Annotated in this window: 16 protein-coding genes; 13 read left to right on the top strand and 3 right to left on the bottom strand. The window is 60.4% G+C overall.

Annotated features, from left to right (window positions below; all coding sequences use genetic code 11):
- Positions 1-108: 108 nt before the first annotated feature.
- The 7 genes from Q7T36_RS13110 to Q7T36_RS13080 all read left to right on the top strand — a co-directional run bounded on the left by Q7T36_RS13110 (position 109) and on the right by Q7T36_RS13080 (position 11570).
- A complete protein-coding gene (locus Q7T36_RS13110; RefSeq protein WP_304849244.1) occupies positions 109-453 on the top strand; it encodes a hypothetical protein in 345 nt (114 codons plus the stop codon).
- 219 nt (positions 454-672) lie between these two features.
- Complete coding sequence (locus Q7T36_RS13105) at positions 673-3738, top strand: chemotaxis protein CheB (protein WP_304849241.1); 3066 nt, start codon at positions 673-675, stop codon at positions 3736-3738.
- On the top strand, positions 3725-5539 hold the full coding sequence (locus Q7T36_RS13100) for a PAS domain-containing hybrid sensor histidine kinase/response regulator (RefSeq protein ID WP_304849238.1): 1815 nt from the start codon (positions 3725-3727) through the stop codon (positions 5537-5539). The genes Q7T36_RS13105 and Q7T36_RS13100 overlap by 14 nt, the downstream gene beginning before the upstream one ends.
- Positions 5536-6357, top strand: coding sequence for a response regulator (locus Q7T36_RS13095; protein ID WP_304849235.1), 822 nt, complete (start codon positions 5536-5538; stop codon positions 6355-6357). The genes Q7T36_RS13100 and Q7T36_RS13095 overlap by 4 nt, the downstream gene beginning before the upstream one ends.
- 31 nt (positions 6358-6388) lie before the next feature.
- A complete protein-coding gene (locus tag Q7T36_RS13090; protein WP_304849232.1) occupies positions 6389-7102 on the top strand; it encodes a Crp/Fnr family transcriptional regulator in 714 nt (237 codons plus the stop codon).
- A 70-nt stretch (positions 7103-7172) separates the two neighbouring features.
- A complete protein-coding gene (locus Q7T36_RS13085) occupies positions 7173-8459 on the top strand; it encodes an adenylate/guanylate cyclase domain-containing protein (protein ID WP_304849230.1) in 1287 nt (428 codons plus the stop codon).
- A gap of 81 nt (positions 8460-8540) precedes the next feature.
- On the top strand, positions 8541-11570 hold the full coding sequence (locus Q7T36_RS13080; RefSeq protein WP_304849227.1) for a VIT domain-containing protein: 3030 nt from the start codon (positions 8541-8543) through the stop codon (positions 11568-11570).
- 44 nt (positions 11571-11614) lie between these two features.
- Here the strand turns inward: Q7T36_RS13080 and Q7T36_RS13075 are convergent, their stop codons facing one another.
- Positions 11615-12154 carry an RcnB family protein gene (locus Q7T36_RS13075; RefSeq protein ID WP_304849224.1) on the bottom strand — a complete coding sequence of 180 codons (540 nt, stop codon included), beginning with the start codon at positions 12152-12154 and terminating at the stop codon, positions 11615-11617.
- Between the two features lie 162 nt (positions 12155-12316).
- Between Q7T36_RS13075 and Q7T36_RS13070 the strand changes: the two genes are divergently transcribed.
- Positions 12317-12991: a spermidine synthase gene (locus tag Q7T36_RS13070; protein WP_304849222.1), complete on the top strand. Its 675-nt coding sequence runs from the start codon at positions 12317-12319 to the stop codon at positions 12989-12991.
- Positions 12992-12994: 3 nt separating this feature from the next.
- Here Q7T36_RS13070 and Q7T36_RS13065 read toward each other — a convergent pair whose 3' ends face one another.
- Positions 12995-13390: a thioesterase family protein gene (locus Q7T36_RS13065; RefSeq protein WP_304849219.1), complete on the bottom strand. Its 396-nt coding sequence runs from the start codon at positions 13388-13390 to the stop codon at positions 12995-12997.
- A 177-nt stretch (positions 13391-13567) separates the two neighbouring features.
- On the opposite strand from Q7T36_RS13065, the gene Q7T36_RS13060 reads away from it, so the two are divergent.
- From Q7T36_RS13060 to gorA, 5 genes are all read left to right on the top strand, one after another.
- On the top strand, positions 13568-16147 hold the full coding sequence (locus Q7T36_RS13060; protein WP_304849217.1) for a PAS domain S-box protein: 2580 nt from the start codon (positions 13568-13570) through the stop codon (positions 16145-16147).
- Between the two features lie 138 nt (positions 16148-16285).
- Positions 16286-16849, top strand: coding sequence for an NADPH-dependent FMN reductase (locus tag Q7T36_RS13055; RefSeq protein WP_304849214.1), 564 nt, complete (start codon positions 16286-16288; stop codon positions 16847-16849).
- 65 nt (positions 16850-16914) lie between these two features.
- Positions 16915-17514: a hypothetical protein gene (locus tag Q7T36_RS13050; protein WP_304849211.1), complete on the top strand. Its 600-nt coding sequence runs from the start codon at positions 16915-16917 to the stop codon at positions 17512-17514.
- A gap of 52 nt (positions 17515-17566) precedes the next feature.
- Positions 17567-18109, top strand: a complete 543-nt coding sequence (locus tag Q7T36_RS13045) for a peroxiredoxin (RefSeq protein WP_304849208.1) — start codon at positions 17567-17569, stop codon at positions 18107-18109.
- A gap of 11 nt (positions 18110-18120) precedes the next feature.
- Positions 18121-19473, top strand: a complete 1353-nt coding sequence (gene gorA / locus Q7T36_RS13040) for a glutathione-disulfide reductase (RefSeq protein ID WP_304849204.1) — start codon at positions 18121-18123, stop codon at positions 19471-19473.
- Between the two features lie 108 nt (positions 19474-19581).
- Here gorA and Q7T36_RS13035 read toward each other — a convergent pair whose 3' ends face one another.
- The gene (locus tag Q7T36_RS13035) at positions 19582-21888 is read right to left on the bottom strand and encodes an acyl-CoA dehydrogenase (protein ID WP_304849200.1); all 2307 of its coding nucleotides are present in this window, start codon (positions 21886-21888) and stop codon (positions 19582-19584) included.
- Positions 21889-22010 lie beyond the last annotated feature (122 nt).

The following is a 22010-nucleotide window of genomic DNA, read 5'->3' as shown; positions in this document are numbered from 1 at the left end:
GCGCCAATGCCCGGCATGCTGTGTGCCCCACCGAACAGAGCGACTCATCCTTTGCGCTCACAATGCACCGTGCGGTTTTTTCCACCGCTTCTCAAAACAGGTGCAGACATGAAGTATTCAACGCCGCTGGCCGTCCTGGTGATGGCTCTTGCCTTGGCAGCATGTAATCGTCCTCCCGCCGAAACCACCGTAGTGGTTCCTGCCGCCATTCCCGGTCCTCCCGGCCCACCAGGTGAAACCGGAGCGCAAGGCAATCAAGGCAGCCAAGGGGCGACCGGCTTCCAGGGCAGTCAGGGTGATACCGGCTATACCGGCAAGCAGGGCGCCAGCGGACAAACCGGCTATACAGGCGCCCAAGGGGAAACGGGTGAGCAGGGCGCCACAGGTGATACCGGTAAAACCGGCAAGACAGGTGGCGATACCGTCATTATCGTACCGCCCACACCGCAGTAAACCGTTGAATCCGGAACCAACCGGTAAGCGAAAAGGCGGGTGGCCTTAGCCCCGGTTGCCCGCCATGGACGCTCCTGCAGCGAAAATCCCCGCTTCAACGCCGCAATATTCCAGTTTGACAGTCATATTTTTACGCTTCCCGTTTCTGATGCACCGGAAGGACTACACTGGTTGCCACTTGAATGGTCAGCAGGCCAACCATTGTTATCGGAGAACATCTTGACCTCAGGCAAAGAAGCCGCTGCATCCCCCGTCAAGCCTGTTGCCGGTGATCCCGGCCAACCCCCGCCGCGCGTGCCGGTTGACCGCATCAGCACCGGGTTCCCAATCGTGGGCATCGGTGCATCAGCAGGAGGCTTGGCGGCTTTTGAGGCTTTTTTTGCCGGAATGCCGACCGACCGCGCCCCCGGCATGGCCTTTGTACTGGTGCAGCACCTGGCGCCGGATCATCAGAGCATTCTGGCCGAGTTGATGCAGCGCTGTACCCGGATGACGGTTTACGAGGTGGTGGACGGCATGACGGTGCAGGTCAATTGTGCCTATATCATTCCCCCCAACCGTGACATGGCGTTCCTGAACGGCACCCTGCAATTGCTGGAGCCAGCCGAGCCGCGCGGGCACCGGCAGCCCATCGACTTCCTTTTCAGGTCACTGGCGGAGGACCAGCGGGAGCGGGCCATTGGTATTGTCCTTTCCGGCACCGGCAGCGACGGCTCGCAGGGATTGCGGGCCATCAAGGGCGAAGGCGGCATGGTCATGGTACAGACCCCGGAGTCCAGCGCCTTTGACGGCATGCCCCGTAGCGCCCTGGCCACCGGCACCGTGGATTTTGAGCTGGCCCCAGCCGACATGCCCGCACAACTGATGGCTTATGTGGCGCACGCCTTCAGCAAACCCCACCGGCCTGCACGCGGGGCGGGAATACAGCACGAAGGCGCCTTGAAAAAAGTCTTTGTGTTGTTGCGGAACTGCACCGGACACGATTTCTCCCAATACAAGCCCAGCACCATTTTACGTCGCATTGAAAGGCGCATGGCGGTTCACCAGGTTGAAACCCTGGAGGGTTACGTCAAGCTTCTGCAGCAAACGCCGGTTGAAGTGGATGCTTTGTTTCACGACTTGCTGATCGGTGTCACCAGCTTTTTCCGCGATCCTGATGCTTTTCAGGCGCTGGAAGCGCAAGCGTTGGCCAAAATCATCAAGGGCAAGTCCGCCGGGGAGGTAATCCGCGTCTGGTGTTGCGGTTGCTCCACCGGGGAGGAGGCCTACAGCCTGGCCATTTTGCTGAAAGAAAGCCTGGAGCGACTGAAGCAGAATAACCGGGTGCAGATTTTTGCGACGGACATGGACAGCCGCGCCATTGGTGCGGCTCGCGCCGGAGTTTATCTGGCGGGTATCAGCGCCGATATTACGCCGGAGCGGCTGGCGCGATTTTTCACCCCCGAAGCGGATGGCTGCGCTTATCGGGTGCACAAGGAAATCCGCGACATGCTGGTTTTTTCCGAGCATGACGTGATCAAGAATCCTCCCTTTTCCCGGCTGGACCTGATCACCTGCCGTAATCTTTTGATTTATCTGGACACGGATTTGCAGCGGAAGCTGATAGCCCTGTTTCATTACGCGCTGAGCGCTGGTGGAGTGCTGTTCCTGGGGTCGTCCGAGACGGTGGGCGAATGCGGCGATCTCTTTGCCGTGCTGGACCGAAAATCCAAGGTATTCCAGCGCAAGGAAGATTTTCAGGGCGCGCAGCGGGCGGCGCTGGGCCGGTTCATGACCCACGAGCACATGCGGGACCTGACACTGCCGTCATCTTCACCGGGCAAGGCTGTACAGCCGGTCAAACCGTCATTGCGGGAACTGGTGGAACGGACCTTGGTGGAGCAGTTGGCTCCGGCCGGGGCGTTGGTCAACAGCCAGGGGGATATTCTTTATCTGTACGGCCGCACCGGCATGTATCTGGAGCCGACGCCCGGCGAGGCGGGCATCAACAATATCCTGAAAATGGCGCGCGAAGGTCTTCGACGCGAATTGACGACCGTTTTACGCAAGGCAGTCGCCGGCAAGGAACGCATCCGTGTGGAGAGCCTGCGCGTCAAGACCAACGGCCATTTCAGCCTGGTCAATCTGAGCGTCTGTCCGGTGGTCACGGGGCCATCCCCGGCTTTCGAGTCCGACTTGTTTCTGGTGATTCTGGACGAGGTGCCGGAACCCGCTGCCGGAAGCGCTGCGGGTTTGCCGGCGGGAACGGTTGACGACGGTCGCGGCGCTGACGCGGGTGCCATGATTGCAGAACTTAATGCCGAGTTGCAGGCCAAGGAGGAATACCTGCAGGCCGCCAATGAGGAGCTGGAAACGGCCAACGAGGAGTTGAAGTCGTCGAACGAGGAAATGCAGTCTGTCAACGAGGAATTGCAGTCCACCAATGAGGAGCTGGAAACCTCCAAGGAAGAGTTGCAGTCCATCAATGAGGAACTGACCACCGTCAATACCGAATTGCAGACCAAGGTGGCGGATCTGTCGCGCGCCAACAATGATATGAACAACCTGCTGGCGGGCACCGGCATAGGCACCATTTTTGTGGACCACAACCTGCGAATCCTGCGTTTCACCCCTGCCGCCACCCAGATCATCAATCTCATCCTGAGCGATGTGGGCCGGCCGGTAGGTCATATCGTTTCCAACCTGAAGGGTTATGACAGTCTGGTGAGTGATGCGCAGACGGTGCTGAGCACTCTGATCCTCAAGGAAATTGATGTACAGACCACAGAAGGCAAGATTTATACGATGCGGATACTGCCGTACCGCACGCTGGATAACGTGATTGAAGGCGTGGTGATTACGTTTGTGGACATTTCCGAAATGGTGCGCACCCGCGAGGCGCTGCACAAGGCCAACGACCTGTTGCGGCTGGCGGTGGTGGTGCGCGACGCCTATGACGCCATTACCGTGCAGGACCTGAGCGGGCGCATCATTGCCTGGAATCCGGGTGCGGAGCGCCTCTATGGCTGGACTGAAGCAGAAGCTTTGCAGATGAATGAACGGGACCGGACTCCCCCGGATCAGAAGGAGAAATCCCTGTCCCGCGCTTTGCTGCTGAGTCAGGCGGAAACGCTGGAGCCGTTCCAGACCCGGCGGCTGGCGAAAGACGGGACGCTGGTTGATATTTCACAGACATCCACCGCGCTGTTCAATGCCGCCGGGCAAATGTACGCCATTGCCACTACGGAGCGGGCCAAGGATGGCAGCCACAGCCCCAAGAAGGAGACGCCGGATGACCGATCTTAATCTGAAACAGGAAGAGCCTCCCGCCGGTAATGACCCGGCCTTGGCGTTGCGTGTGCAGGCGGAGGCGCGGTTGCTGGAAAAGGAGGCGCTGCTGATAGTCAGTTCTGAACAACTGTCGCCGGAAGCCATGCGCAAGGCCTTGTACACCTTGCAGGTGCACCAGATTGAACTGGAAATGCAAAACGAAGAGTTGCGGCACACCCAGTTGTTGCTGGATGCCGCACGGTCTCGGTATTTTGATCTCTACGATCTGGCTCCGGTGGGTTACTGCACGGTCAGCGGGGAAGGCCGGATTGTGGAGGCCAATATCGCTGCCGCCGCCCTGATGGGTGAAACTCGCGCCGATTTGGCGGGTGAGCGCTTCAGCCGCTTCATCGACAAGTCGCACCAGGATATCTATTACCTGTACCGCAAGCAGTTCTTTGCCCCCGGCGAGCCCCATGCCTGTGAACTGCGCTTGAACCGGCGTCATGGCGGTCATGCCTGGGTGCATCTGGTTACGGTGGCCGCCGGAGATAATGCGGAAGATGGCGAGCAGCACATGGTGCTGCACGATATTACCGAGCGGATGCGGCTGGATGACTTGTTGAAGAGCAAGAATACCGAACTGCAAAACGCCAGGCTGCTGGCGGACAAAGCCAACCTCGCCAAATCCGACTTTCTGTCCAGCATGAGCCATGAGCTGCGCACGCCGCTCAGCGCCATTCTCGGTTTCACGCAGTTGCTGGAGTCCGGCTCACCTGAGCCCACGGCTAACCAGCGCCGCAATCTGGACCAGATACTCAAGGCGGGCTGGTATTTGCTGGAACTGGTCAATGAGATTCTCGATCTGGCCCTGATTGAGTCCGGCAAGTTGTCAATGTCCCTGGAGCCGTTGTCACTGGCTGAGGTGATGCAGGAATGCCGGGCCATGGTGGAGCCCATGGCGCAACAACGGGGCATCCGCCTGACCTTCCCCCGGTTTAACTTGCCGTTTTATGTAAGGGCTGACCGGACAAGGTTGAAGCAGGTGCTGGTCAACCTGTTGTCCAACGCCATCAAGTACAACACGCCGGAAGGCAGCGTGGTGGTTTCCTGCGCTGCCGGGGCAGAGGGTCATATTTTTGTCTGTGTCCGGGACACCGGCTTGGGGCTTGCGCCGGAAAAACTGGAGCAGTTGTTTCAGCCCTTCAACCGGCTGGGGCAGGAGGGCGGCGCCGAGGAAGGCACTGGTATCGGTCTGGTGGTCAGCAAGCGCCTGATGGAGCTGATGGGAGGCCGCATCGGGGTGGAAAGCGATGTGGGTCAGGGCAGTGAGTTCCGCATCGAACTGATGCTGACGGATGTCCCCCGGGCTATCGCTCCGGCGGCTCAGGCGCCGGCGGCTGTTGAAGTCACGGCCCGTTCAGCGGCGCAGCTGACAATGCTGTATGTCGAGGATAATCCGGCCAACCGCCTGCTGGTCGAGGAAATCATGACCCGGCGTCCGCATATCCGCCTCCTTAGCGCGGTGGACGGGCAGGGCGGCATGGACATGGCCCGCATCCACCGCCCTGATGTGATCCTGATGGATATCAACCTGCCCGGCATCAATGGTTACCAAGCGCGCCGCCTGCTGGCGACGGACCCGTTGACCCGCCATATTCCCGTGCTGGCGCTGAGCGCCAACGCCATGAGGCATGATATTGAGAAGGGGCTGGAAGCAGGATTCTTCCGCTATTTGACCAAACCGATCAAGGTTGCTGAGTTCCTGGAGGCCCTGGATGTGGCCTTTGAAGTGGCCTACGCTGATCGCCTGGCTTTTGAGGAAAAGAACCTATGATCAGTCCCGGAGAAATCCTGAATGCCCGCATCCTGATTGTGGATGATCAGGCGTCAAATATTGAACTGCTGCAACAGGTGTTGAGCGAGAGCGGTTATCTGCACCTGACATCCACCGAAAATCCGGCCGAGGTTTGCGCGCTGCACCGGCGGAATGCCTATGACCTGATCCTGCTGGATCTGCAAATGCCGGTCATGGACGGCTTTCAGGTCATGGAGGGCCTGAAGACCAATGCGGCGGACGGTTATCTGCCAGTGATCGTGCTGACCGCACAGCCTGGTCACAAGTTGCGCGCCCTGCAGGCAGGCGCCAAGGACTTCATCAGCAAACCCTTTGATCTGGTGGAAGTACGCATGCGCATCCACAACATGCTGGAAGTGCGGCTGCTCTACAAAAAACTGGAAGAGTACAGTCGGCTGCTGGAGCAGAAAGTGGAGGAGCGCACTGCCGAACTGCGCGAAAGTGAGGCCCGGTACCGCAGCCTGACTGAACTGGCGTCGGACTGGTACTGGGAGCAGGATGAGCACGGGCAATTCTCCAAAGTGTCCGGCCCGGTGCTGGAGATGCTGGGCATTCAGGTGGATTCCTTTGCTGTGGATGATCATGGCGATCACCTGCTTACTGGCTGGAATGAGGCTGAACGAGCGCGGTTACGGGCCACGATTGACGCGCGGCAGCCGTTTCTGGACTTCGTGTTCACCCGGAAGGCGCCGGACGGCACACAGCGGCAGTTCCGGGTCAGCGGTGAGCCGATGTTTGATCATGCCTTCCGGTACATTGGCTATCGCGGCATTGGTGTGGAATTCACGGAAAAGTAAGCGGTCAAGCTTGCTGGGGGTAGGACCGGACATGCAGTCACCACAACACCTAACCGCAAACCGCCTGCTTGCCGCACTGGATGACGAGGCGTGGCAGCGTCTGGCTCCGCATCTGGAACTGACGTCGTTGCGTCTGGGCGCCATGCTTTATGAGCCAGGCGGGCAATTGACTTATGCCTATTTTCCAACCACGGCCATTGTCTCTCTGCACTATGTAATGGAGTCAGGGGCTTCGGCGGAGGCGTCCGGAGTGGGTTGCGAGGGCATGGTCGGCGTGTCCTTGTTTCTGGGCGGCAACACCACGGCCAGTTCGGCAATGGTGCAGACTGCGGGAAATGCTTACCGGTTGGAGCGCACTGTGTTGCTGGCGGAGTTCCAGCGCGGCGGCATGCTGATGCGCATATTGTTGCGTTACACCCAGGCATTAATGACCCAGATTCAGCAGACCGCTGCCTGTAACCGGCACCACAGTATTGAACAACAACTGTGCCGCTGGCTGTTGCTGACGTTGGACCGCCTGTCCACGCCGGAACTGGTGATGACGCAGGAAATGATTTCCGGCATGTTGGGTGTGCGTCGCGAGGGCATTACCGAAGCCGCCGGCAAGTTGCAGCAGGCCGGCTTCATCCGCTACCGGCGCGGCCATATTACCGTGATGAACCGTGCAGGGCTGGAAAGCCGGGTTTGTGAGTGTTATGCGGTGGTCCGGACCGAGATGCACCGACTGCTGGATAATCTGCCGTGACAGCCTGCATTGCACCGGCGCTGCTTTTCCTGTTTGATAGAATCCCTCCCGACCGGTGCCGCACTCCCTCATGAAAAAGCCTGACGACGACTGCGCCTTCGACCCCCGCAATTATCTGCGCCGTCCGGATCGCGGTTTCTGGCTGGATCTGCTGACCCCCATGCCCACAGCCACGGATCACGACCTTCATCGTCGGGAACGGCTGGCGCGCTATTCGTTGGGCGCATCCCTGGTCATCTCGGCTTTTTACGTGCTGCTGACGCTGATCACCCTGGCTCGAGAAGGCCAGGTACTGACCTACCTGAACCTGGGGGCCATGGCCTGCTATGGCATGGGCATGTGGGCCGCCTCGCTGGGGGCGCACGCACAGGCGCGGTTATGGCTGATGGTGACGCTGGAAGCCCATGTCGGAGTGCTGGTGTGGATAACCGGCAATGCGCTGGGGGTGGGCATGTATGCGCTGGTGGCGGCGGTGCTGGCGCGAACACTCTATTCACAGAAGGAGACTCTGCCGCGTTTCACCTTTATCAGCGGAGCGATGCTGATCCTGCTGGGCAGCATGGCGGTATCCGGGCAGGCGGTGTTGCCGCTGGAAAACGTCCCGGACTGGATGCTGTCCACCATGCGCATGATCAATGCCGTGATGGCGCTGGAAGCCATTGTCATCATTCTGGCGGTGTTCCAGAAAGAGGTGTTGCGCAGCGAGCAAAACCTGATCGTGGAGCGTGAACGTTCAGACCGCCTGCTGCATGCGGTGCTGCCGCGCAAGATTGCGCTGGAGTTGCGCGACCGCGACCGCATGATTGCCGACCATCACCCGGAAGTGACGGTGTTGTTTGCGGATATTGCCGGATTCACGCCTTGGGCATCGCAGCATGACCCGGAGGTGGTGGTAGGGCTGCTGGAGAAGATTTTCACCCGTTTTGACGCCCGGGTGAATGCCGCCGGTGCGGAGAAGATCAAGACCATCGGCGATGCCTACATGGTCATCTCCGGCGCACCCGACCCGCGCCACGACCACGCGCATGTCATGGCGCAACTGGCGCTGGACTTGGTGGAGGAGGTGAAGGCCATCCGCCACGAAACCGGCATTGCGCTGGACTTGCGGCTGGGCATGCATACCGGGCCGGTGATTGCCGGGGTCATCGGCGCCATGCGCTTTACCTATGATGTCTGGGGCGACACCGTCAACACCGCCAGCCGTATGGAGTCGCACGGCGAGCCGGGGCGGGTGCAGATCAGCGCTGAAAGCCGTGAGCGGGTGCAGGATCAGTTCTATTGCGAGCTGCGCGGCTCCATTTACGTCAAGGGAAAGGGGGAGATGGAAACCTGGTGGCTGGTGGGAAAGCATTCCTGAAAAAATTTTCAACCGGATTTAACCCCTTTTCCCAACCCCCCGCGTTTACCCCTGTATCTTCCACCTGCCAGGATTCAGGCCATGACCTCCAAACCCCTCAAGCGCGCCCTTTACGCCACGCTGACGCTCAGTGCATTGAGCATGGCGTTCGCCCAGACCCGTCCCGATATTTCAGTATTGCCCCAACCGCGTGCAGCGGCGGCTCCGGCAGCCGATGCGAAGTTGATAAAAATGGCCCCCGGTACGGAGATGCTGCCCATGCCCGGTAAGCTGCGCCCGCAACTGGTGGCCGCCGGGGCGCATGCGCCGATTGTGCTGGAACGGGTGATGGTGCGCGGCGAGGTAGCCGGTCATGCAGCTTATACCCGTATCGAAATGACCTTCCGCAACCCCAACCCGCAGGTGCTGGAAGGTGAACTGCAATTCCCGCTCTATGACGGCCAGTCGGTGGCCGGGTTCGCACTGGACATCAACGGCGAGCTGCGCGACGCGGTGCCGGTGGACAAGGCCAAGGGCCAGCAAGTGTTCGAGGACACCATCCGTCGCCGCGTTGATCCGGCCTTGCTGGAAGTGACCCAAGGCAACAACTACAAGCTGCGCGTGTATCCGTTGCCCGCCAACGGCACACGGCGGGTGGTGCTGGAAATTGTCGAGACCTTGCCGGTGCAACGGGGCCAGGCGCTGTACCGGCTGCCGCTGCAATTCAGCGGCGCCCTGCCGGATGTGGAAGTGCGCCTGCAGGTGGCCGGGCGCAGCGTGCAGCAGGTACATGGCCTGGATGCCGCAGCCGGTCTGCAGCTGTCGTCCTCGGAAGGTGTGATCAACGCTGTGCTGACGCCGGGCAAGCTGGTGTCCGACCGCGAGTTCACCGTGGCGCTGGACGAAACGACGAGTGGCCGCCCGGTGGTGGCCACGCAGTACTTCAACCAGCAAACCTATTTCTATGCCGAGGTGCCGGTGGCGGATGGCGAGGCGGTGCTGCCGCGTTCGGTTCCGCGCCGCATCGGACTGGTGTGGGATGCTTCCGGTTCCGGCGAGCAGCGCAATCATGCCCGTGAGCTGGCGATGCTGGAGCAACTGTTCCGGCGCTGGAGTAATACCGAAGTGCAACTGGTGCTGGCGCGGGACACCGCCGAGCATGCCGGGACGTTCAGCATCAGGAACGGGGACTGGAGCGCCCTGCGGCAGGCGCTGGGCCGCGTGGTTTATGACGGGGCAACCTCGGCAGAGGCCTTGTCCGCCCCGGCGGGCACGGCGCTGAACCTGCTGGTGGGTGACGGGCTGGTGAATTACGGCGGCGGCAAGTTGGCGGAGTCGCGCGCGCCCTTATTTGCGGTGAGCGCCGCCGTCAGCAACAACAACACCGCCTTGCGGCAGTTGGCGGAAAAAAGCGGCGGCGCCTTGTTGGACCTGACGCGCCTGTCGGCTGAGGAAGCGGTGGCGGCCGTGGCTGGGCAGCGTTTACGGCTGGCGGGCTGGTCGGGGGAAGGCGTGGGGCAGGTTACCGCCTTGTCGCGTCATCCCGAGAGCGGCCTGCTGACGCTGGCGGGCGTGCTGAACGGCGCCACCGGTCGTCTGCAACTGGATTTGGTGCAGGCCGACGGACAGCACCGCACCGTGGATGTTCCGTTAACCAACAACGCGGAAGGAGCGCTGGCCGCCACCCGCTGGGCTGTGCTGCAACTGGCCGATTTGCAGGCCGACCCGGAAGGCAACCGCGAGGCGATCCGCAACCTGGGCCGTCGTTTCAATCTGGTGACGCCGGAAACCTCGCTGATTGTACTGGATCAGGTCTGGGACTATGTGAACCACGAGATCACGCCGCCGGAGTCGCTGATGGCGGAATACCGGCAACTGATGGCCAACCGCGTCAAGAGTCAGCAGCAGGAGCGCAGGTCGCATCTGGAAAACGTAGTGTCCCGCTTTGAGGACAAGGTGCGCTGGTGGGAGCGCGACTTCTCCCGGCAGCCCAAGCCGCTGGCGAAGAGGAAGGCGGAAATGAACGATGCCATGGCGGCTCCGGCCATGGGGCGCATGAATGCCCCAATGCAAGTGCAGGAACAGATGGCGGGGGCCGCCCGCTCGGAACGAAGGGGGGCGCGCAACCTGGCGGCGTCACCGGCGCCCGCTGCCATGGCGCCGTCTGCGGAAATGGATGAGCTCATGGATTTGCGCGACAAGGGCGACAGCTCCCCGGTCGCCGGGCGCATCACGCTGACGCCCTGGCAGCCCGACGCTCCTTACACCCGTACCCTGCGCACCGCCAATCCGGCGGATGTCTACGGGCTGTATCTGCAAGCCCGCCCAGAATGGCGCAACAGCACCGCCTTCTACCTGGACGTGGCCGATATCCTGCTCAGCAAGGGCAAGCCGGAGCTGGCGTTGCGGGTGCTGTCCAACCTGGCGGAAATGAATCTGGAAAACCGCCACATCCTGCGCGTGCTGGCCTATCGCCTGCAACAGGCCGGGCAGCCGCTGCTGGCCATACCGGTGCTGCAGAAAGTGCTGGCGCTGGCCCCGAACGAACCTCAGTCCTGGCGCGACCTGGGCTTGGCGCAGGCGGCGGCCGGTCAGCCGCAGCAAGCAGTGGACAGCCTGTGGCAAGTGGTGTCGCGTCCGTGGAACGGCCGGTTCCCGGATGTCGAACAGATTGCCCTGGCCGAGATGAACGCCATTCTCGCCACCAGCCCCAAGCACCTTAACACCAGTGGCATGGACCCGCGCCTGTTGCGCAACCTGCCGGTGGCGATGCGCGTCACGCTGGCCTGGGATGCCGACAACACCGACATTGACCTGCATGTGACCGATGCCTTGGGCGAGGAGGCGTATTACGGCAATCCGCTGACCGGGCAGGGCGGGCGCATGTCCGCCGACTTTACCGGCGGCTTCGGACCGGAGGAGTTTTCGTTGAAGAAGGCGGCGGCTGGCAAGTACGTGGTGCACACCAACTATTTCGGCGACCGCTCGCAAACCGTCAGCAACGGCACCACCTTGCAGGTACGGCTCAGCACCAATTTCGGCACCAGGCAGCAGAAGGATGAATACCTGACGGTCAGGCTGACCCAGCCGAGCGACCGGGTGGAGATTGGCGAGGTGGTGATCGGGAAGTAATCGGTGGCCAAGGGGGGGCGGGATCGCCCCTCAGCGATAGGTGTCTACTGTCCGCCGATGTCCTGAATGGCATCGACCACCATGGCGGTGCCGAGGGCAATCAGCAGGATGTCACCGGCCACGCGCACATAACGGTGGCCGGACGGCGGCGCGCCCAATTGCACCACCACGGGCTGCGGCACCGAGTAGAAAATGACATCCCGTGGCAATGGCTGCCCTACCTGCCAGTGTCGGGTGAGGCCTCTGGGCAGGCAATTGTTGCCCTTTTTGCGCAAGCCTGGCGGGCAATGTCCCTTGCTGAATTCCGTTCGGTAATATTCCCGGACACTACCCCGGCGCTGATCGTCGAAGTGGAAAACCACCTGGTTATATCGTGTGTCTTTAACCGGGTAATAGACACGCTTAGGCTTGCGTTTTTGGTCGTGATGGCTGGCATGGCTGGTGCTTTTTCCGGGGCCGCGGTTGTCGCCACCCGGATTGTGACGGGATTTTTCCGAAGGATCGGCGAGTGCAGAACCAAACAACAACAGCCCGGCCAGGGCGCAGGCCGCTAACCCTCCGGTTCTCAGGGCATGGTCAGACATGGTCTGGCTCCAACAGTGGGATTAGGCAACCAGAATAGTACGGGAGGGGGTGACGGTCTGTGCGGCAGCGTACCCGGACAGAAACGGCCTGCCCCTATTTCCCTTGGGGCAGGAAAACCCGTACCCTATGCACCCATCATTTCCGCCTGGCCGAGCGTCCGCATGAACCGTCCCGAACTTCTCGATACTGCCGCCATTCCCAATAACGGCGGGGAACTGCGCCTGTTTCGTGAAGGTCCGCACTTTGCCATCAAGATTGCCGGCGGCGGCGAACTCATGCATTCCCGCGCACACGGTTCGGAAGACAAGCTGGCTGAAATCACCTGCACCCGTTTGGCCGGCTGCACCCGGCCGCGCGTGCTGATTGGCGGGCTGGGCATGGGCTTTACGCTGGCAGCCGCCCTGAAGCATCTGGGCCCCGCGGCTGAAGTGGTGGTGGCTGAACTGGTGCCCGGCGTGGTGGAGTGGAATCGCGGGCCACTTGGCGAACATGCCGGCAACCCCTTGCAGGACCCGCGAGCCATCGTGTTTGTCGGAGATGTAGCGCAGGTGCTGAAAACGGAGCAGGCCGCCTTTGACGCCATTCTGCTGGATGTGGATAACGGTCCGCAGGGCCTGACGCACAAAGAGAATGACTGGTTGTATTCCCCGGCGGGGCTGGATGCCGCCATGTCGGCCTTACGCCCCGGCGGCATGCTGGCGGTGTGGTCGGCCGGACCGGACCCGATGTTCACCATCCGTCTGAAGAAGGCGCATTTTCAGGTAGAGCAGGTGCCAGTGCGCGCCCATGGTAACAAAGGTGCCCGGCACTTGATCTGGCTGGCCCGGAAGCGTTAAGAGTCAAACCGGACTGAGATGTTGTTCCAGTGCCAGCCGCAGGTGCTCGGGCAGAGGAGATGACTTTTGCCCGGCGAAGTCAAAGTGCACTTGCACCGCTCTGCCCCGCGCCACCACAACCCCTTTCTGGAAGGCTTCATGCCAGACGGTAAACGACGAGTTGCCGATCTTTTCAATGCCGGTGTTGACCGTGACCTCGCTGCCATAATGAATCTGCGCCACGTAATCAACCTCGACGCGGGCCAGGATCATGCTCAGCGCCTTGATGTCCATGTCGGGGGTGAAAATACGGAAGATGGGTTCGCGCGCGGTTTCGAACCAGCCGGTAACGACGGTGTTGTTGACGTGGCCGAAGGCATCGGTTTCGTAGAAGCGGGGGGAGAAGGCGGTGGTGAACATGGGGATTCCGGATGCGGCTGAAGGATGGTGGCGTCATTGTAGCAAGGCTAATGCCCAAGCGTGCCTTGCCGTTAACGGCTATCTGCCAGGCCGTGGTTTAGCGTGTATGATTGCATAGGGATTTAAGTATCAGGAAGGCAGTCAGTGAACCAGTCCGCCCGCAGGAGTCATGAGGTCATGGAGCAGGAACTCAAGGCCGCCACCGGATTTATTACCGATTTGCTCAACTCCATGCAGGATGGCTTTGTGCTGCTGGACGAACACGGCCGTTTTGCCAGGACCAACCCCGCCTTTTGCCGCATGGTGGATTTGACCGAGGAGGAACTGATCGGCCAGACCGTGCCGTTTTCCTTTTGGCCGCCGGAAGAGCTGACCAACATCCAGGCCGCTTTCCAAATGATGCTGGACGGCAAGAAGGCCACGTTTGACCTGACCTTCATGCGTCGCGATGGCGAACGTTTCCCGGCGCTGATCGGCCCGTCCGAAGTCAGGGATGAGGCAGGCAACATCACCGGGTATGTCACGACCGTCAAGGACATTACCGAGCGCAAGCGTTCCGAGCATTACGAGCGCTTTCGCAGCCAGACCCTGGAGTTACTGGCCGGCGGGCAACCGTTGCAGACCATCCTGGATGCCATAGTGCTCGGCATGGAAGCGCTGAGCCCTACCGCCATTTGCAGCATTTTATTGCTGGACAGCACCGGCAGGCATTTCCGTCCCGGCGCCGGCCCCAGCTTGCCGGATTATTACAATGACGCCCTCTACACCCTGGAAATCGGTATCGGCGTGGGTTCCTGCGGAACGGCGGCGGTGACCGGAGAGCGTGTCATTGTCAGTGATATCGCCACGCACCCGTATTGGGCGCCTTATACCGACCTGGCGGCCAGGGCGGGGCTGGGAGCCTGCTGGTCGCAGCCGATCCTCTCGTCCACACGAAAGGTGCTGGGCACCTTTGCCATCTATCATTCCCATCCCCATACCCCCACGGCAGCCGACATTCTCGTCATTGAACAGACGGCGCATCTGGCCAGCATTGCCATTGAACGCACCCAGGCCGAGCAGGCCATGCGCGAGCTGAATGACACGCTTGAACAGCGGGTGGCGCAACGGACCGCCGAGCTTCAGGACAGGGAAGTCTGGCTGCGGGATGCCCAGCGTGTGGCCCGTCTGGGCAACTGGCGCTGGGATGCCGTTTCCGACGCCATCTGGTGGTCGGATGAGCTTTACCGCATCTATGACAAACAGCCCGGTACACTGCCGCCCACCTACGAAGAAGACCAGAAGAACTACACCCCGGAAAGCGGCGCCCGGCTGACAGCAATCGTGCAGCAATGCCTCAGGACTGGTGAGTCCTATGAAATTGATCTGGAACTGAGTCGTGACACGAGCCCCAGGCGCTGGGTGCGGGCGAGGGGCGAAGCGCTGCGCAACGACCGCCAGGAGGTTATCGGGCTGCAGGGCACTGTCCAGGACATTACTGCCCAGAAGCAGGCCGAGCAAAAGATCATGAGCCTGAACGCGACCCTGGAGCAGCGTATCCGTGAACGGACGGCCGATCTGGAAACCATCAACCAACTGCTGGTCGAGGCCAAGCAGCATGCCCGCATTGCTGAGACCGCCACCCTGGCCAAGAGCGATTTCCTGGCCAACATGAGCCACGAAATCCGCACGCCGATGAACAGCGTCATTGGCATGGCCTATCTGGTGCTGGGCACCAAACTGGATCCGCAGCAGCGTGATTATGTGGAAAAAATTCATCTGTCCGGGCAGCACCTGCTGGCGCTGATTGATAACATCCTCGACTTTTCCAAGATTGAATCCGGCAAGCTGCTGCTGGAGAATGTGGATTTCACCCTGGATACCGTGGTCCATTCCCTGATGACGCTGACGGCCGAAAGCGCCGCCGAACGGGGCTTGCGCCTGCATGTGGACATTGCCGGGGATGTAGCCTGTCAATTGCGTGGCGACCCGCTGCGCCTGAACCAGATTTTGCTGAATTTCGTCAATAACGCCATTAAGTTTTCCCATGACTCCGTGATCCACGTCCGGGTATTCATGCCCTCTGCAAATGCGGATTCGTGCCTGTTGCGCTTTGAAGTAAAGGATTACGGCATCGGCATGACGGCGGAGCAGTTGGGCCAAATCTTCCAGCCATTCCAGCAGGCAGACAGCTCAACTACCCGTCAATACGGGGGCACCGGGCTGGGCCTCACCATCAGCCGGCAGCTGGTGCAGATGATGGGCGGCGAGGTGGGGGTCAGCAGTGAGCCGGGGAAAGGCAGCACGTTCTGGTTTAGCGCCCGTCTTGCCCGCGCCGGTGTCAGCAAGCCGGGCGGTTCTGCGCCCGTCACGACGGTTGGCAGGCCGGAATACCATGCGTTGCAGGGCGCCCGTGTCCTGTTGGCGGAGGACAACCTGATTAACCAGCAGGTGGCTGCCGCCTTGCTGGAACGGGTGGGGGTAAAGGTACTGATAGCGGCGGATGGCCGTGAAGCCCTGGAGGTGCTGAAGCATCAACCGGTGGATATGGTGCTGATGGACTTGCAGATGCCGGTCATGGACGGCCAGGAGGCCACGCGTTGCATCCGCGCCAACCCCCTGACGCAGCACATTCCCATTATCGTGTTTACGGCCAACGCCTGGGCGGATGTGCGGGAGCAGTGTTTTGCTGCGGGGATGAATGACTTTGTCAGCAAGCCGGTGAAGCCGGCCTTGCTCTATGAAACCCTGGTTCGATGGTTGCGGGTTGATAAATAGCAGCCCCCGGATTTCCCCTTGAGACGTTGAGGCCGCCAGGCCTGTGTTCGTGAACGAACAGACGAAGCCCCCGGTCGTTGTTAAGGTCGCCTCTTGCTAGTCATATGCAGCCGGAGTATCCGGCCAAGGGTTTCCTAGATGGACGCACCGCTCTGTTTTCTCGGCATTCCCGGCAGCCTTCGCAGGGCCTCGTACAACCGCGCCGCGCTGGTGGCGGCGCAGAGCCTGCTTCCTGACGGTGTCCGTATGGACATTTTCGATCTGGCGGGTATTTCCCTGTACAACCAGGACAGCGAGGAAGATCCCGCTCCCCGATTGATGGAGTTCAAGAAACAGATCCGGGCTGCCGACGCGATTGTTCTCGCCACCCCGGAATACAACTACTCCGTCCCCGGCGTGCTGAAAAATGCCATTGATTGCGCCTCCCGCCCCTATGGTGACAGCGCCTGGACCGGCAAACCGGTCGCGGTGATGGGGGCATCCATCGGCTTGTTTGGTTCGGCGCGGGCGCAATACCACCTGCGGCAGACCTTCATCACGCTCGACATGCTGCCGGTCAACCAGCCCGAAGTGATGATCGCCAACGCCTGCAAAGTCTTTGATACAGAAGGTGTGCTGGTGGATGTGCCTACCCGGGAGCTGATCCGGCAACTGATGGAAAACCTGGCCGATCTGACCCGGAAACTGGGCTCGGAAATCTGAATATCCTATTTGTTTTCAAAAGGCCTGGCTTCCCGAAGTCCCGGCCTCCACCTGCTGAGGGCGCTATGAATATTACCCCTGAAGATCATCCCGGCACGATGCCGGTTGCCGGCCATGCCGTACCACCGGCTCCGGTTTCCACCCATACCGTCTCGGCGATTTATCCTGATCACCTCGCGGCCGAGTCGACCCGTAACCGCTTGCTGGCTGTCGGCATTGCGAATGCCAATATCAGCATCCTGAACGAAAGCTCGCAACCGTTTGTGGAGGAAGGCAGCGATGAGGTCCTGAAGGACATGCTGGTCGATGGCGCCATCGGCACGGCCATTGGCGCCGGGGCCGGCGCGCTGGGCACCGTCATGCTGTGGGCGTCCAGTGTGACCTTGTTTGTCGCCAGTCCGGTGGTGGCGCCGCTGGTCATGATGGGGTGGTTTGCTTCCATTGGCGGGCTGGCGGGCGCTGCCGCCGGCGCCGCCGCCACGGATACTCCGGGGGGCGAAGTATCCCGGAAGGAAGGGGTGTTTTCCGAGCTGGTCCGGGATGCCATCAAGTCCGGCAATGTCGTGCTGATGGTGCACACCCATAGCGACAGTGAGCGCGAACAGGCCAAGGCCCTGATCGGCGATTCGCTGCTGGGCCGCACGACGCCGGTTTCAGTTACCTGAACGACGGGGGAACGGTTCCCCTGCGCTGACTATTGTCCCAAGGAGCGTCATCATGCCTGCCACTGTTCCGGAAATCCTGTTCAAAACCCGCGTTCGTGACGACAGTATCGCCGGTGATAACCCTTTCCGCTGGCAGGATGTCAGCAGCACCGAGATCTTCAAAGGGAAAACCTGCGTCATTCTGGCCGTGCCCGGTGCTTTTACGCCCACTTGTTCCAACAAGCATCTGCCCGGCTATGAAGCCCGCTATCAGGCTTTGAAGGATCTGGGGGTGGATGAGGTTTACTGCCTGGCGGTGAATGATGCCTTTGTCATGTATCAATGGGGCCTGCACCTGGATATCCGCCACGTCAGGATGCTTCCGGACGGTAACGGTGAATTCAGCCGCGCCATGGGCATGCTGGTGAAAAAGGACAATCTGGGCTTCGGCAGCCGGTCCTGGCGCTATTCCATGATTGTCCGGGACATGAAGATACTCAAGCTGTTCAGCGAGCCCGGCCAGTGCGACAACTGCCCTGACGATCCCTTTACCACCAGTGATGCCGATACCTTGCTGGCCTACCTGACCCAACAGCACGATGCTGCCCGGACTTAAGGAAGACAACCATGACGAACTATGACTATGACCTGTTTGTCATCGGCGCGGGTTCCGGCGGCGTGCGTGCAGCGCGCATGGCGGCAGACTGTGGGGCACGCGTCGCCATTGCCGAGCAGCGGTCTCTGGGCGGAACCTGCATCAATGCCGGCTGTGTACCCAAGAAGCTGTTTGTCTACGCCTCGCAGTTCCGGGCGGATTTTGCCGCCGCCCCCGGATTCGGCTGGACGATGGACCAACCCGGCTTCGACTGGCCCAGCCTGATGACCGCCAAGAACCGCGAAGTCGAGCGCCTGCACGCGGTCTACAACAAACTGCTGCAAACTTCGGGCGTGACGGTTCTGTCCGGAAAGGCGAAGGTGCTGGATGCACACACGGTTGAAGTCAATGGCAAAGCCTACCGTAGCGAACGTACCCTGATCGCCACCGGCGGGCGGCCGGTGACGCCCGACATCCGCGGCAAGGAACTGGTCGTGACTTCCAACGACCTGTTTTCTCTCGAAAAGTTACCCGACAGTATTGTCATCGTTGGCGGCGGCTATATCGCGGTGGAATTTGCCGGGATTCTGCACGGGCTGGGCGTCAAGACCACGGTTTGCAATCGCGACGACAAGATACTGAACGGTTTTGATGATGATATCCGGGATTTTCTGGCCGAAGCCATGGTCAGGCAAGGCATCACCATCTTGTTCAATACCGAGATCAAGTCCGTTGAAAAAGCAGATGCTGGCTATGTCTTGCGGCTGGCGGATGGCAGCACTTTGCAGGCCGGACTGGTGATGTATGCCATTGGCCGCACCCCGAATTCCGGCGGACTGGGGCTGGAAGCACTGGACGTTGAATTGGACGAACACCACGCGATCAAGGTCAACGAGCAGTATCAAAGCTCAGCGCAGTCGGTGTATGCCATCGGTGATGTGACCGACCGAGTCAAGCTGACGCCGGTTGCCATTGCCGAAGGCGTGGCGCTGGCGCAGGTGCTGTATGGTAAATCGGCAAAGCCGGTGGATTATGACCACATTCCCACGGCCATTTTCTGCCAGCCGCCGGTCAGCACTGTCGGCCTGACCGAAGCACAGGCCCGCGCCGAATTCAAGGAAATCGACATCTACAAAACCGTTTTCAAACCCATGAAAAACGCCTTGTCCGGTCTGGATGAAAAGACCCTGATGAAGATGGTGGTGGAGCGGAACACCGACCGGGTGCTGGGCATGCACATGGTCGGGGAGGATGCGGCGGAAATGATGCAGGGGTTTGCCGTGGCGATGCGTGCCGGAGCGACAAAGGCGGTGTTCGACTCAACCATCGGCATCCATCCCAGTGCGGCGGAGGAGTGGGTGACGTTGCGGGCATCGCCGTCATGACCCACTTCCTCTTCCCGCCTATGGCGATACCGCCCAGATGTACCCCATACTGCTCGATCAGCGCAACTGTCAGCTGTTCGACCGCTAGGGCGGCGGGCGTGCCGGGGGTCAATCTGGCGTTGTATTCACAGCCCCTGCAGAAAAGTCGCTGGATAAGGTCTGACGGGGGGTGCAGGGCGTCTCCGTATAAATACCTGCCAGTCCCCTGCTGGCCGCGTAATACTGCTCTGGTCTGAACACATCCACTTCAATCGCACTCAAACCAGTCGCCCTGGCGAGCACCACCTGCCCGGCCTCATCATGACTGATGACGCCATTCGCGGCGGCAAGGTCAGCCAACTCTTCGGCCGCACCTTTGGGTAGCGTTTTTCGCAATTGGGCTTCCCGGATTTTGGTCAGGATGGGCGCTATCTCACTGCTCAGGCGGAATGCATACTGCAAACGCCCCAGACCGGGCGAGCCTTCTTCGGGCTTGTAAATACCCTCGGTAAGACGCAGATATTGCGAGTTACAGGTTTGAATACAGCGCGCCGCCGCATGACTCATCGCATCATCAGGGGGCGCTGCCAGCGGATTCAATCGCAGCGGCAAGGTCGCAAAGAAACGCAATACATGACCAATCACCCCGTCAAAATTGGCGTAGATACCTTCAAAGGCTTTCTGCATTTCACTGAGTGCATGGGTAAGTGCATAGTGCACCAGGGGCAGGTCTTCCGCCCGTCGGCCTTCGGCCTCAAAACGCCGCAACGTCGCTGTCGCCATCAGCATCCAGGCCAGCACATCGGCATAGCGCCCCGTCAACTTGCCGCGCGCCTTGAGCTTGCCGCCAATGGCAAACATCGCCATGTTCGTCAGAAAACCAAAGCGGGCCGCCGCCCAGGCAATACGCCGGTAGTATGTGCCGGTTTCCACAGCCACATCGGGTAGCGTCATCAGTCGGCCACGGGTCAACCCCAAAAAAACGGTTCGGATTAACCCGGCGACAAACTGTATCATCCAGGCAAGCAAGGCGCTCCTGAACGCAGATACCTCTTTATTCACTACACTGTCCACCACCTTCAATGCAAACGGATGGCAGCGGATGGCTCCTTGGCCAAAGATGATGAGCGTGCGGGTCAGAATATTCGCGCCTTCCACCGTTACACCGACCGCCGCCGAACAATACCCCTTGGCGAGAATATTATTGGGTCCTTGCATGACGCCTGCACCCGCACAGATATCCATCCCGTCCTGACCCAGATTGCGGGCAATCTCAGTGGTATAGGTCTTGAGCACGGCAGAGACAACGGGCGGATGAATACCCGCATTCAATGCCGAGCAGCCAAACACCCGGGACGCTTCCAGCAGGTAAGTCAGCGCGGCAATCTTGCCGACTTTTTCTTCAACGCCCTCCATATGGCCAATCGCGATACCGAATTGTTGACGCACCATGGAGTACGCGCCCACCGTGGCCACCACCCGCTTCGCCGAGCCGATTGCCCCCGCCGGCAGGCTGACCGCCCGACCCCCGGCCAGCTGCTCCATGAGCATGCGCCAGCCGTTGCCCGCATTGGCGGCGCCGCCAATGATATGGCTGACGGGGATGATGACGTTCACACCGGTGAGAGGGCCGTTATCGAAGGCTTCGCCGATCGGGTCATGATGGTCTCCCGAGACAAACCCCGGCGTCCCTTTGTGAATCAGCACCGTGGTAATACCGACATCCTCCCCTTTACCCAGAAGGTTTCCGGGGTCTTTAAGGCGGCAGGCGAGCGTGACCAAATTGGCCGTTGGCGCCAGCGTAATATAGCGCTTGCGGAAATTGAGCCGGATCTGCAGCTCACCGGCCTCATCCCGAAACAGTGCACCCTCCGCCTTGATACTGGCGGCATCCGAACCGGCAGTGGGTTCGGTTAGTCCAAAGCAGGGAACGTATTCACCTGTAGCCAGTTTGGGCAGATAACTGTCTTTTTGGGCGTCAGTTCCGTAATGGCTGATCAGTTCGGCCGCCCCCAGGGAGTTGGGAATCATCACGTAGGTGCCGACCGTGAAGGAATGGGTATTGAGCTTGGCCATGATGGTGGAAATCGCCAGCGGCGAAAACTCCTTGCCGCCGTAGCGCTTGGGAATCAGCAACCCCATAAAGCCATGGGCCTTGATGAACGCCAGGACATCCTCGGGAACTTTACGCGTCCGGGCGACCTCGTAGGCGTCAACCATGGCGAGCAGTGCGTTACAGGGACCATCCAGAAACGCCTGTTCCTCAACCGTGAGCACTGCATAGGGTTGGCGGAGAATCCGGTTGAAATCGGGCTTCCCTGCAAAAAAACCACCTTCGATCCAGACATCGCCGGCCTCCAGCGCCTGACGCTCCGTTTCGGAGATTTTCGGTAAAAGATGCTTGGCTTGCATCCATTTCATCAACAGGGCGAACATCGCTGCATCCTCATCTTCGTGATGGAACAGCGTGACATGCTTTGACCGGTCCGCATCCGAATCCTTGTCGCGATGCTGTTCCTGTCCTGTATGGATCGCGCACCAATGTGGGTAGCCGCACA

Source organism: Fluviicoccus sp., assembly GCF_030646115.1.
Classification (GTDB): domain Bacteria; phylum Pseudomonadota; class Gammaproteobacteria; order Pseudomonadales; family Moraxellaceae; genus Fluviicoccus.
This window is presented reverse-complemented; position numbering and strand designations above follow the sequence as displayed.